13 protein-coding genes are annotated in these 13,825 nt (G+C 35.4%); 12 read left to right on the top strand and 1 reads right to left on the bottom strand.

Annotated features, from left to right (window positions below; translation table 11 throughout):
- Positions 1–220: 220 nt before the first annotated feature.
- Positions 221–1,255, bottom strand: a complete 1,035-nt coding sequence (locus C4S60_RS19975; RefSeq protein ID WP_103882059.1) for an IS110 family RNA-guided transposase — start codon at positions 1,253–1,255, stop codon at positions 221–223.
- A gap of 321 nt (positions 1,256–1,576) precedes the next feature.
- Here C4S60_RS19975 and wecB point away from each other — a divergent pair, with 321 nt between their 5' ends.
- From wecB to C4S60_RS20035, 12 genes are all read left to right on the top strand, one after another.
- The gene (gene wecB / locus C4S60_RS19980; RefSeq protein ID WP_103882060.1) at positions 1,577–2,707 is read left to right on the top strand and encodes a non-hydrolyzing UDP-N-acetylglucosamine 2-epimerase; all 1,131 of its coding nucleotides are present in this window, start codon (positions 1,577–1,579) and stop codon (positions 2,705–2,707) included.
- 64 nt (positions 2,708–2,771) lie between these two features.
- Positions 2,772–3,557 (top strand): glycosyltransferase family protein, encoded by a 786-nt coding sequence (locus C4S60_RS19985; RefSeq protein ID WP_103882061.1) that lies wholly within the window; start codon positions 2,772–2,774, stop codon positions 3,555–3,557.
- A 56-nt stretch (positions 3,558–3,613) separates the two neighbouring features.
- The gene (locus tag C4S60_RS19990) at positions 3,614–4,663 is read left to right on the top strand and encodes an acyltransferase family protein (protein WP_160111389.1); all 1,050 of its coding nucleotides are present in this window, start codon (positions 3,614–3,616) and stop codon (positions 4,661–4,663) included.
- A gap of 11 nt (positions 4,664–4,674) precedes the next feature.
- Complete coding sequence (locus C4S60_RS19995; RefSeq protein WP_103882063.1) at positions 4,675–6,120, top strand: flippase; 1,446 nt, start codon at positions 4,675–4,677, stop codon at positions 6,118–6,120.
- Positions 6,117–7,472 (top strand): capsular polysaccharide export protein, LipB/KpsS family, encoded by a 1,356-nt coding sequence (locus C4S60_RS20000; RefSeq protein ID WP_103882064.1) that lies wholly within the window; start codon positions 6,117–6,119, stop codon positions 7,470–7,472. The genes C4S60_RS19995 and C4S60_RS20000 overlap by 4 nt, the downstream gene beginning before the upstream one ends.
- Positions 7,473–7,860: 388 nt before the next feature.
- Positions 7,861–8,703 (top strand): hypothetical protein, encoded by an 843-nt coding sequence (locus C4S60_RS20005; RefSeq protein WP_103882065.1) that lies wholly within the window; start codon positions 7,861–7,863, stop codon positions 8,701–8,703.
- A gap of 2 nt (positions 8,704–8,705) precedes the next feature.
- Complete coding sequence (locus C4S60_RS20010; RefSeq protein ID WP_103882066.1) at positions 8,706–9,569, top strand: glycosyltransferase family protein; 864 nt, start codon at positions 8,706–8,708, stop codon at positions 9,567–9,569.
- A 232-nt stretch (positions 9,570–9,801) separates the two neighbouring features.
- Complete coding sequence (locus tag C4S60_RS20015) at positions 9,802–10,617, top strand: glycosyltransferase (protein WP_103882067.1); 816 nt, start codon at positions 9,802–9,804, stop codon at positions 10,615–10,617.
- 13 nt (positions 10,618–10,630) lie between these two features.
- Positions 10,631–11,428 (top strand): 3-deoxy-8-phosphooctulonate synthase, encoded by a 798-nt coding sequence (gene kdsA / locus C4S60_RS20020; protein ID WP_103882068.1) that lies wholly within the window; start codon positions 10,631–10,633, stop codon positions 11,426–11,428.
- 2 nt (positions 11,429–11,430) lie between these two features.
- On the top strand, positions 11,431–11,991 hold the full coding sequence (locus tag C4S60_RS20025) for a KdsC family phosphatase (protein WP_103882069.1): 561 nt from the start codon (positions 11,431–11,433) through the stop codon (positions 11,989–11,991).
- Entirely contained in the window at positions 11,988–12,737 is a 750-nt protein-coding gene (gene kdsB / locus C4S60_RS20030; protein WP_103882070.1) for a 3-deoxy-manno-octulosonate cytidylyltransferase, read from the top strand. The genes C4S60_RS20025 and kdsB overlap by 4 nt, the downstream gene beginning before the upstream one ends.
- Before the next feature lies 1 nt (position 12,738).
- Positions 12,739–13,665, top strand: a complete 927-nt coding sequence (locus C4S60_RS20035; protein ID WP_103882071.1) for a KpsF/GutQ family sugar-phosphate isomerase — start codon at positions 12,739–12,741, stop codon at positions 13,663–13,665.
- The last annotated feature ends 160 nt before the right edge of the window (positions 13,666–13,825 follow it).

Raw genomic sequence — 13,825 nt, forward strand, 5'->3', positions numbered from 1 at the left:
GTATATGGACTCCCGTTAGATTGCAACTAGAGGACAAAAATAAGTAGGAAGCATGCGCATATTCGGGCTCTTATTGAGTAGCGAACTCTGCCCCTTGATGTTTTCGCACCCTAATGCCACTTCGCGAAAAAGGTACCTGGTACCATGAGGATGATCTGGCTCGTTAGGGTCGGTCTTACCTGTTTTTGTCTTACTCTTGGTTGTAACCTAAATATGGTTCTTAAACTGTTTCGGGTAATCGGTATGGTTGGTGGTGATTGAGCATTGACCATGCCGTTCTGACTGTTTTGTTGGCGAGAGCAACAGCCGCTCTTCGGAGCCCGGCTCTTTCTATCAGGCCTTTGACCCAAGCCTCTTTTGTTGTCTTTGGCTCCCTTCGGTCGACAGCCCGAACAAAAGCGAGAGCACCTTGAATCAAATTGGCTCGTATTCGTTTACAGGCGAATTTTTTACCGATACCTAAAAGTACAGTCTTGCCGCCAGTGCTGTACTGTTTTGGCGTTAAGCCGATGCACGCAGAAGCTTCACGGCCGTTTTTAAAGTTACCGCCGTTTTCACCAATGGCGAGATATAAAGCCAGCGCGTTGACATTGCCCACTCCCTCAATAGCAGTTAGGGCGCGACATTCAGGTTGTTGCTGTATCTCGTTATTGAGTTGTTTTGTGATTTTTTCTTTCTTTTCAATGAGGTCTTGATAAAGCCAGTACATCGTCGATATTTGCTCTCTGACAATATCTGGCAGGCCATTTTCAGCGTCTTCCAAGACGAGAGGGATTTGTTTTCCAAAAGCGGAAGTACCACGTGGGATATCAATACCAAACTCAGCGATGAGAGCTCTAATCATATTGCTTGTTGCCGTAATGGTATCGACTAAGTGTTGCCTCATTTTGTCGACGGATTGGAGAGACTGCGCCCTTACTGATTTGACCGCAATGAAGTGGACATTAGGCTGCTTAGCTGCGACAGCAATAGCCATCGCATCATTTTTGTCTGTTTTTTGATTCGTACGGAATGGGGATACATTCTTTGGTGCGATCAAGATAACTTCATGTCCTATGGATTGGCAAAAACGCCCCCAAAAGTGGGAAGTAGCACAGGACTCCATTACGACGGTGCAAGGCGGTTGTTTGAGTAACCAGGATTTTAGTTTGGCTTTGCTGAATGGTTTCTCTGTAGCGACATGATTGCCAACCAGCTTACAAACCTGGAATGAGCTTTTTGCTAAATCAATAGCAATGGTCGTAGACTTATTCATGTATGGACTCCTAAAGATTATGGTTTGGTCACCAGTAATTTTAGCTCCCTCTTGAGGGAGGGAGTCCATACATCGCGAAAGCGAGGATCTCATAAAGCGAGTGACTACCTAAAATAAAATAAAGGACTATTAGCGCGGGTTAGAGAAGAACACTCAAATCAAGTTATTACAATGAGATAGCGGAATTAGACTGTCTCAAAATGGCTAAAAACTGTCTCAGCACACTAAAAGTACTGAGACCAAAAACTGCAAAAAATTCAATTCTAAACTTCAAACTTTCAGGGAGTAAACTCCCTTCAACGTCAAAAGTGGCAACCCAAAATGGCTAAGAAAAAAATCTTAACGGTCTTCGGCACGCGTCCAGAGGCCATTAAAATGGCACCTCTTGTTCATGCTTTAGCAAGCGATGAGCGTTTCGTATCCAAATGCTGCGTGACTGCTCAGCACAGAGAGATGCTCGACCAAGTTCTAGAGTTATTCGAAATTACACCAGATTACGATTTGAATCTGATGAAGGCGGGTCAAACGCTCAACGATGTAACTGCACGTATCGTTCAAGAACTCAAACCTGTTCTACAAGAGTTCAAGCCCGATGTCGTGCTCGTTCATGGCGATACGGCAACCACGTTTGCGGCGAGTTTAGCGGCATACTATGAGCAAATCGAAGTGGGTCATGTTGAAGCAGGCCTTCGGACTGGCAATATTTATTCACCATGGCCAGAAGAAGCAAATCGTCGATTAACTGGTGCGTTAACCAAATATCATTTCGCTCCAACAGAAACATCTAAAGCGAATCTACTCAAAGAAAACTTTAGTCCAGATGATATTCATGTAACAGGGAACACTGTGATTGACGCCCTCTTAATGGTTAAAGACAAAATTACCAATGATAAAGACTTAAAGGCGACATTAGCTGCAAGTTTTCCATACCTAAACAATGACAAAAAACTAATTCTTGTGACTGGTCATAGACGTGAAAGCTTTGGTGGCGGCTTCGAGCGTATTTGTGAAGCACTAGCTATTACTGCGAAGAATCATCCTGACTGTCAAATACTATACCCAATGCACCTAAACCCAAATGTACGAGAGCCAGTAAATCGCATACTGGGTGATGAAGATAATGTATTACTGATTGAACCTCAGCAATATCTACCATTTATCTATTTGATGCACCGTGCAGACATCATATTAACAGACTCTGGCGGCATACAAGAGGAAGCTCCGAGCCTTGGTAAGCCAGTATTGGTTATGCGTGATACAACAGAACGGCCAGAAGCAGTTGCTGCAGGTACAGTTAGATTAGTAGGAACGGACATTGATAAGATTACTTCGAATATAAACACGCTACTTAACGATGATGTTGCATATGGAGCCATGAGTTTTGCCCATAATCCGTACGGTGATGGTAAAGCGTGCGAAAGAATTTTGAATTCACTTCTAGGAAATAATTAGATGAAGATTTTGGTCACTAGTGGTGCTGGTTTTTCTGGTTCTGTTGTAATTGGACTATAACTGTATGGCAGTATATATATCTGTAGTGTCTCATAATCATAGTGAGATAATTGAACAATTGAATTGTCTTCCACACTTATCAGAGGAGTTTAATGTCATAGTTAAGTTAAACAGGAAAGAGGAAAAAAGCTACTATAATAGATATACCCAACTCCATATACTAGATGAACAATATGATATTGGATTTGGACATAATAATAATCTTGTGTATTCCTACTGTAAAAAGCATCTGGGAATGCAGCCAAGTGATTATTTCATTGTATTAAATCCAGATGTATTCATAACTGTTACAATGATAACTAATTTAGTCAGTCTGATGACTAAAAATAACGTTAAGATTGGAGCAATTAATTTATATAAGGATATGAATTATTCAATCTACGATGAGTCTGTACGTGACTTTCCTATCCTTCTTGATTTCGTCATGTCATTTTTGGGCTATGGGAATAAAACGGTTGTCAATAAGAGCGAAATAAAAAAACCAACAATTGTTGATTGGGCGGCAGGGTCTTTTTTAGTATTTCAATCATCTCATTATAGTAAGTTAGGTGGTTTTGATGAATGCTATTTCATGTATTGTGAAGATATTGATATTTGCTATAGGAGTTCGATGATAAATGAGTCTGTTGTTTATTTTCCCAATATAAAAGCCGTTCATCTAGCTAAACATTCAAATAGAAAGTTAATTTCGAAACATTTTTATTGGCATGTTAAAAGTATAGTTAGGTACTTACTATCTAAAAAAAAACTAACATCGAAAAAATCCTTATTAGAATGTGATGGTTTCTAATACTATCGACACAATAAACAACTCCCACTGAAGCCATGAATAATTCGAACGACATTTTGGATAATAATCCAGTAAGAGATAACAATTTTGATCTCATAAGAATAGTACTTTCAACTATAGTTTTTATGTATCATATATCCGTATTAAGCCCTATTGATGGAATAGTATTTGGGTTTTTTAGTGGTGAGTTTGCAGTTGAATGTTTTTTTGTAATTAGTGGTTATTTGATTGTATATAGTTATAATAAATCCAATTCATTAAAAAAATATTCCAAATCAAGAATTGTAAGGATATTGCCACTTTATTTGATAGTGATTCTGTTAACCTTTATTTTAGGCCTAATTATTAGCAATGTAGATATTAAAGACTTTGTTTATAATGGAGGCTTAAAGTTCATCATTTTTAATTCAATATTCATGAATTTCATGTCTCCATCATTACCTGGTGTTTTTGAGGATAATGTTATTACAGCAGTCAATGGGTCATTATGGACAATTAAAATAGAGGTTATGTTTTACTTTGCCGTACCATTAATATTTGATTGGATCAATAAAGGAACAAAAAGATATTTTGCAATACTTATTTTGTATGCACTGTCTATTTTGTGTTTCTACTTTATTAGGTTCTTAATAATTGAACATGGAGTCAATCCATCTATTAATAATCAATTACCATCATTACTTTGTTTTTTTATGGCTGGTGCTGTATTAAATTATATAAGACCAAGTGATAAATTAATGTTTGTTTTGTTTTTATTGTCGACGATGTATCTTTTAGTCTTTGATAAGATCTACGCTATTCATCCAATTGCACTTGCATCTGTTGTTTACTTTTTCTCCTATTTAATACCATTCAGAATTATAATTCCAAAATGTATTGGTGACATATCTTATGGAATGTATATTGTACATTTTCCAGTTATTCAATACTTTACATCGAGAGGTTGGCTAAATGATTTTGGTTGGGGGTTCTTATTATGTATTCTTGTTGTCATTGTTCTGTCATTGTTAAGTTGGCATTGTCTTGAAAAGAGATTGTTAAAATATAATAAATCAAGAGACCGTGATGATTTATTATATAGTAAAGAAAGCATTAAAATAATATAAAGTTTTATAATATGGAAACAAAAAAAAACAATAAAAGCATCAATGTAATATTTAATGCTTTTTATTATTTATTGAATTCATTATTTCCTATCATTATATTCCCGTATGTATCAAGAGCTTTAGGTGTTGAAGGAATAGGAGCTGCAAATTTAGCCATTACTGTTGCAGCATATTTTACAACTATTGCTTCTTTAGGAATTCCTATATATGGTGTTAGAGAAGTCGCTAAAAGAAGAAATAATAGAGAATCATTAAATCAACTTGTATCTGAGTTGATGATGTTAAATGTCATTGGTGTAGTGATCTCATTTGTAGGTTTTTTCTTCCTCATTAGTTCAATAGAAACAATGAGAGAAAACTATATTTTATATATTATAGCTTCAATTAATATCGCGCTTAGTTTTTTCCAAATAGATTGGCTCTTTCAAGGGTTAGAAAATTTCAAAATACTAGCAGTACGAAATGCAGCTGTAAAAGTCGTCTCTCTTTTGCTTGTTTTTTCTATGGTCCACAATGAGAGTGATATTTCAGCATACGTTTTGGTAACAACAATATCATTAAGTTGCGCCAATATTTTTAATCTCTTTCATGCAACGAAAGTGATTAAGTTTACCTTTACTGGTCTATCAATTGTTAAGCATATTAAACCAACGATTTATTTTCTAAGCACAAGAATTATGTCTACTATCTATACTTTGTTAGATAGTGTCATATTAGGTATCTTAACTAATAATTATGCTGTTGGGCTATATAGTACTGCAATTAAGTTAATTAGAACTGCGACATCCTTAATATCATCAATGTCTATTGTGTACTTTTCAGATTCGTCAATTTTATCAAAGGAAAATAACGAAAGATATCAAAGTCTATTGTCTGACCTTTTTTCATTGTTGCTATTGATATCTTTACCTACAGCAATATTTACATTTACTTACTCTAAAGAAATTATACTTTTATTTGCTGGATTTGATTTTGAGGAAGCGTCACTATCTCTAATGATAATGTCACCTTTGATTTTAGTTAGTACAATAACTAGCTTTATTGGCATGCAGGTTTTATATGCAAGCGGGAAGGAAAAAATTGTTGCCCAGTCATTATTTATAGGTGCTATTGTATCAGTACTAATGAATGTCATATTAATTCCTATGTTTAGTCATAATGGCGCCGCAATAGCTGTTCTAACTGCTGAATTATCAGTTCTTATTTATCAGTTAATTAATGTGACCTTTGTGAAGGTTAATTTAGCGTTCATCTTTAATCGCCGAGTTATGAATATTATGCTAGCTAATAGTATTTACTTAGTTGTTATTTACTTGTTTAAGAACAATGTAGTGCTTGATGATAATATTGTGTTTATGATAACTAACATTGCAGTATCTGTACTCTCGTATCTATTTATTCTACTTTTATTGAAAGATAGTATGGTTCTATCTATTAAGGAAAAGCTAATAAGATGAAAATTATCACAACAACATATTTTCGCGACTTTGCTAGGTATTTTCATTTCTTAGAAGATGGTATTGTTGGAGAGTTTAGTAGTGATTTGAGTTTTTTTAATGTTGCTATATACCCTGCAGCACACCACTATTTTAAATCTAAAAATATAGAAAGCATATATTCTCAAAAATGCATTACTTCAGACTCAAATTATGAACGCTTATTAAATGAATATGAGGGTGATATTATTGAACTTATTGGGTTTAATAGTAAGTCATTTAAGCTATATGGTAAAAACAAAGATGAGCAACTAAAGCAACAAGCTATAAAGTATATAGCTTACTTTGAGCCGATATTTATTAAAGAAAATTTTGATATTCTGATTTCTTCTGGTGATACAAGGCTATTACCTTCCGTCATAATATTTCTTGCAAAGAAGTATAATGTGAAGATCATATATTTCGAACAAGGGCCTTTTGACACAACAATGTTAGATTTGAAAGGCGTGAACTGTAATATTTCATTTTCTCCGAGCTTTAATAGGCTAACTCAAAGTGAAAAGCAAGAACTTGAAAAATACAGAAATAATTATCAAAACAATAAGGTTGAAAAATATTGGAAAACAGATGAAAAAAACTTGTCTATAAGGTTCAATACTTATTTGACTTTTCTATTGATGTATCCACCTAAGTTTTTATCGAAACTGCTACCAGTTGACTTACAAATTGGGCTTGATTTCAAATCAGCATTAAGAGAAAAGATTAGAGGGAAAATAAAAAAAGAATTTAGATCAAAAGATATAATCAAAAGTGAACAAGTTTCTTTAGATGATGACTATATAGTTCTGTTTTTACAAGTACCTGTCGATGCTCAGTTTATTGATAACTCACCAAACTTTGATAGCTTTACTGAAATTGTGAAGTTAATGAGTCAGTCTATTCCATACGGAAAAAAACTCTTTATCAGAGAGCATCCATTCTATATAGGACGCTATGATAGTGAGCTTTATGATATCGTTAATTCCAACCCTAATATCAAATTTGCAAATAATTGCAGCCTTTCAGATTTGATTATAAATTCAAAGCTATGTGTTGTTAACAACTCGACTGTTGGAATTGAAGCACTTTTACTTAAGAAGAAGGTTTTTACGCTTGGAAAATCTTACTATACTCATAAAGGAGTTACTTTTGATTATAATGATAAGTTGCCTTTAGATATTCAATTAGAGAATGTTATACATGATGAAATTGATAGTGAAATGGTTGATTCGTTCTTATTTGAATTTATTTTTAGTTACCTTTGTAAAGGGCACTTTCAAGATAGGTATTTAACTTATCCTAGAAAGTTGTTTAACTTATTAGAACGAGAATGAATTGATGAAATTTGAATGCTTTAGACAAAGATATTCTTATTGTTATCTAACAATTATTCTCTTTGGTGGCGTATTAACATCAATTTGTAAGTATGTTGGTATTTCTTTACCCTTATCATTTTTGTCATTAACTCTGTTATTATCATTTCCAATTTTTTTTCTAACCTATTTCTCTGTTTTGATCTTCTCAAAGGTCGATATTATCTTCCACATAATTGGGGTTGTTATTTTTGGCATTTTATTAAAATCAATTTATTTCTTAAAAGATGCTGATTTAAATAGTTTTGTTAACACTATCTACTATTTATCCATATTTCTATCTATATCTTTATGTTATGGTCTTAATAAATCATTCAGTTTGAGAATGTTTAGGTATATTTACATTTCAATGTCAATTCTGGCTGTTATAGGATTGGTCCAGTTTTTTTTTCATGAGTCACTTCCCAATGCATTTGTAGAACTGCCTGTAATAAAGTCAGAGTTAGCAATAACAAATAATTCTAGAGAGATTGAAGATATAATACTTTTTTCTATGAATGGGCTATATAATAACCCTATAGTATATGGAAGTACGCTTCTTTTTCCTTTGACAATATCACTATTTAATATTTTCAATGAGAGAAAGTTAAGTGATATGTGTATCTTCTTTTTGAGCTTGATTTCAATATTGTTATTAGTTTCTCGGGTAAATATTGCCTCTGCTGTTTTTTTGGTTTTGTTTATTTGTGTTTTGAAATTATCATTCAAGAATGCTCTATATACATCAATTCTTTTTAGCGTGGCTTGTGTTATATTATTTGTTATTTTGAAGGATTCTCCTGTTGTGAATTTGATCATTGACCGTTTTACGGGTAATGATGAGTGGGCTTCTGTATCAAATGAGGAGCATTATTCTGATTATATTAAATCGTTGTCATATATATCAGATAACATGATTTTGGGCATCAAAATAAATGATTATGTAACTAAGGATATAATAACTGACGGATCTTGGTTTATATTCGCATTGGATTTGAGTCCCGTAATATGTATTATTTTAATTTTTATGTTTTTATCAATCGCTTATAAGTTTTGGTTAGTATCTAGAGAAAACGCCATTCCTAATTTTGCACCACTTTATTTTATTTTAACTATGGGTGGGTTGTTTAATTCATTTTTAATTGACAAAGCATCACTCTCCATTATTTTGATATTTTATTCACTACAATATAATATTGCATTGAAGAGGTGAGGATGTTTAACTTATTGCTAATTAATTATTACTCATGGGATGAGGTTTATAGGATAGTAAATGACTTTCACTCTTCTGATATGATATCAAAAATTGTGATTGTAGATAACTCTCATGAAACTAATCAGTTGTCAAGATTTAATACTTTTCTCGATAAGTTGGTTATTGTGTCAGCATTAAATAACTCTGGTTATTCAGGCGGTAATAATATTGGTTTTTGGGCTTTATCCAAGAACAAGGTTACAGGTGATATAATTATCTCAAATGGTGATATAAATATTTCGCCTGCTGTTGTGGATTACGCCAGTAATATTTTCTGTACTAATAATGATATTGGTCAACTTTACTTTGAAACGTATGATAATGAAGGTAGGTTAATGTACAACACAATTCATTTAAATGGTTTGTTGCAAAAGTGGAATATAACAGATAATCGAACTGAACTCAGTTCATCAGATTATGCTGCCGGTTCATTTTTCGTTATTAGAAGAAGCATTGTAGACTTGTTTGAACGTATCTTTGATGAGCGTTATTTTATGTACTGGGAGGAGGTTGAATTGTCTTTGAATGTCAGAGCTCTTGGGTATAGAGTTGTTTGTTCTGAGCGCTATCATTTAATTAGGGATAATAATAGTCATGCTGCAGTTACTAATTCAATTTATTATATTGTTAGAAACTCCTTTATGATAAAAGAAAAGATAAAAGTTAGTTTTTTGAATAATTTGATTTTTTTTTTAAAAATGTTAATTACAACTGTTAAACTATCCGTGATGACTAGAAAACTAAGGCCTATTTCACTGTTTACTCTTGGTTTTTTTCATGGATTAAAAGGTAAGTCAGGTAAGAATGAGCAAATACATAAGTAAATGTTATGTTGTAAGATCTCTTCCCTTGGTTAGAGATTCAAGATTACAGCGTTACAATGAATTTCTTGATGAAGATGTTGTTTATATAACCTGGGAGGATCACGATAAATGTAATAAGTTTCTTAGGTTTGGGAGAAAAGACTATCATCTTGTTATATCTTACCCTCTGTTTCTATTAAGACTTTTTGTGTTGTCACTATTTAAAATGAGGAAACAAGATAAAGTTATTTGTATGGATCTAGATACTTATATTCCAATTAAACTCGCAGGTATGTTTAAGAGGATAAAGATTTACTTAGATATAGTGGATCCAATTGCAGAAACAAAGTTTCGTAACTTCGCTTATCCTAAGTTATTTGATTGGATAGAGTGTTTTATTGTTTCAAAAAGCTCTCGAGTTATTCTTCCTGGTAAATCTAGAATTGATTACTATTTAGATAAGTTATCGCTTACTTCGTTAACACTTTCAACAACACCGTTGATTTGTGAAAATGTACCTAAAATTAATCGTTCTGATAAATTTCCTGTTTTTAATGAAAACTCTAATAACGGAATTCGTATCGGTTATTTCGGTTCTTTGGATGATACACGTGGTATTTTAGAGCTGATTGGTTTTTTCAAAAACAGGCCTGATTTCAGAATTTTAATTGCAGGAATGGGAAGTCTAGATGACAAAATTAAACAGCTATCAACTGAAATTGATAACCTAACTTTTCTTGGTAAATATGAACCAGTGGAGATTCAAAGATTATACTCATATGTTGATTTTGTTTGGGCTTATTATTCCCCAGAGGTTTTTTTGCATAAATATGCATGTCCAAACAAATACTATGAGCATTTAGCTTTTAAGGTTCCTATTATCGTTAATGAAATCATTCCACAGTCGCAGAAAATTTTACAAATGAATACTGGTATTGTGATTGATAATGAGTTGGATGATAATTGTTTTTCAAAAATGAGCGATATGATTCTTAACTATTCCTATCAGTTAAGTGATTTTGATGTATGGGAAAAAGAGTATTCAAATTATTCTTTTTCAATAGATTAACTTTGGAGTAACTATGTTTTTAATTGCAGGCCCTTGTGTGATCGAATCTGAAGGTTTAGTTATTGATACTTTTGGCCGTTTACAAGAAATTACTACTAAACTTGGTATCGACTATATCGCTAAGTCATCTTTCACGAAGGCTAATCGATCATCAGCAACAGCGTTTACTGGTCCTGGCCTTGAAGAAGGTTTGAAAATAATACAAAAAGCTAAGGATCAACTTGGTGTTAAAGTCATAACAGATGTTCATGAAGATACGCCTCTTGATGAAGTTGCTTCTGTCGTTGATGTACTACAAACCCCAGCTTTTCTGGTTAGGCAGACCGGTTTCATTCAACGCGTAGCTTCCATGGGCAAACCAGTGAATATCAAGAAAGGGCAATGGATGCATCCAAGTGATATGGCTCCGGTCGTTGAAAAATGTCGTGCTGTAGGTAATGAAGATATCTGGTTGTGTGACCGAGGCACTAGCTTCGGATTTGGTCAGTTAATTAACTATATGCCAGGTTTGACTATCATGAAAGAGACCGGATGCAAGGTTGTCATGGATGCTACACATAGCGTTCAAATGCCTGGAACTTTGAATGGTTCGACCGGCGGTAATCGCTATCACGTTCCTGCCATTGCACGAGCGGCTGTAGCCGTTGGCATTGACGGTTTATTTATGGAAACCCATCCTGATCCAGATAATGCACTTTGTGATGGTCCGAATATGTTGCCGCTTAAACATATGAAAGAGCTTCTTGAAACCTTGCTAGAAATTGATCAGGTAGTAAATAAGCGCCCATTTATTGAATCAAAGTTGGTTTAAATATGGCGCTAGTGACAAACAAACCAATAAAAATGGTTCTGTTTGATGTAGATGGTGTCATGACAGATGGCACTATTTATATGGCAGAATCCGGCGAATTCATTAAAGCGTTTAATGTTAAAGATGGCTTAGCCATCGAGTTGTTACGGGCCCACGGAATAAAGTCCGGTGTTATTTCGGGTAAAGCGAGTCCCGCACTAACAAAGCGCTGCCAACAACTCGGGTTTGATGTAATTGAAACTGGCTGCAAACATAAGCTTCCTAAACTGGTAGAAATTTGTGGTCGTTTTGATATTGCTGCAGACGAAATAGCTTTTTGTGGTGATGATGTGCTTGATTTGCCTATTATGAGCCAATGTGGCTTGTCAGTGGCTCCAGCGGATGCTCACCAATTGGTCTTAGCCGAAGCCAACTGGATCTCTCAATGTAACGGTGGTTTTGGAATGGTCCGGGATTTTGTTGATCACTTACTCATAATACAAAGTGGTCTTCAGCTAAAAGAGGTCTACCAACCGCTGTTGAACAAAATTGCGTTAGACGACCTTAAAGGTATTGAGCAATGAGTACTGAACTAAAAGTGGTTATACCTGCTCGTTTTGGTTCCTCTCGCCTTCCTGGAAAACCCTTACTTCAACTTTGTGGTAAACCGATCTTCTGGCATGTGTTCCAGCGTGCAGTTGAGGCAGGAGTGTCACCCGAAGATATTGTGGTAGCAACAGATGATGACCGTATCTTCTCAAAAGCATCTCAATTGTCTATACCTTGTGTTATGACAGATGCAGATCATGCCAGCGGAACTGATAGGTTAAATGAGGTTGCGACTCAGCTTGGCTGGGATGATGAGACATTAGTCATCAATGTTCAGGGAGATGAGCCATTAATTCCGAGCTCGCTGATACGGCAGCTCATTGCTTTTACCAAAGAGAGCTCCTTATTTGACATTACAACGGCTATTTCACCGATACATTCTATTGAAGATGTGAATAATCCAAATATTGTTAAAGTAGCCATGGGTCAATGTAGCCGAGCTGTTTATTTCTCACGTTCGGCGATTCCATTTAATCGTGACCAACCTGAATCTATTGACTCAGTCTTTCGACATATAGGTATTTACGCTTATTCTGTAAAAATCCTTCGAAAATTCTGTCAATCTCCAGAATCAACAGTAGAGCAATTGGAAAAGCTTGAGCAATTGCGTGCTTTGAGCAATGGTCTTTCCATTGGAGCAACGATTGTTGAACATGCTCCACCTCACGGTATTGATACCGAGCAAGATTATCTAAACGTTAAAGCTATAATGGAAAACTAACATGTCAGTAATTGATCGCGCTAGGGAAGTTATCCGCACAGAAATTGTGGGGTTAGAATATATGGCTACACAGTTGGGCCAGTCGTTTGAAGTTGCTATCGAAGCAATCTTAAACACCAAAGGTCGCACCATTATTTGTGGTATGGGTAAGTCGGGGATTATTGGTAAAAAAATTGCTGCCTCATTTGCAAGCACAGGAACCGCCGGGTTTTTCATGCACCCCGGGGAAGCATTTCATGGTGACTTAGGCATGGTTAAGTCAGAGGACGTTTTCATTGCGATTTCGAACTCTGGTGAAACCGATGAGGTTTTGAAACTGCTTCCGTTCCTACGAGATAATGGAAACTTTATCATTTCTATGACAGGGCGCCCTGATTCTACCCTGGCAAAAGCTGCGCACTGCAATTTGGATATTTCTGTTCCTCAAGAAGCATGCCCATTGCAGCTTGCCCCTACTGCCTCTACTACAGCAACATTGGCTATGGGAGATGCTTTGACTATTTGCTTAATGGAAGAGCGTAACTTTAAGCCCGAGAACTTTGCTCGCTTTCACCCTGGGGGAAGTCTAGGTCGTCGTCTACTTGGAAAGGTCAGAGATGAGATGGTCTCTGTTGGTCTACCAATTGTGGAGCCAGGTGCCTCTTTTAAAGACGTAATTAACGTTATCTCAAGTGGTCAGCTTGGACTTGCAGTGATTATCGACACTCCTGAGATGGCGATCATTACTGATGGTGATTTACGTCGTGCGATGGAATCCAGTGGTAAGGATGTATTTGATCTAAATGCTATGGATGTAGCAACGTTCAATCCTGTTTCTACGTCATCGGAAGCTAGCATCCAATCGGCGTATAACTTAATGGACGAAAAAAAGGTTAACGCTCTGTTGGTAACTGAAAGCGATAAATTAGTCGGATTTTTGAAGAAGTAATGGAGTTCTTCAGTGTACTAGGCGTTTAAACCTTAAGCCTAAATCATCAGGAGTCCTAAACAGGATCAAGCACTGCTTATTCCCCGCCGCAGGCTACGGTACTCGCTTTCTCCCCGCCACTAAATCCATGCCCATAGGGGTAAAAGGGGTCAGAGTCATT

The sequence above is a fragment of the Vibrio hangzhouensis genome (assembly GCF_900107935.1).
GTDB classification, from domain to species: Bacteria; Pseudomonadota; Gammaproteobacteria; order Enterobacterales; family Vibrionaceae; genus Vibrio; species Vibrio hangzhouensis.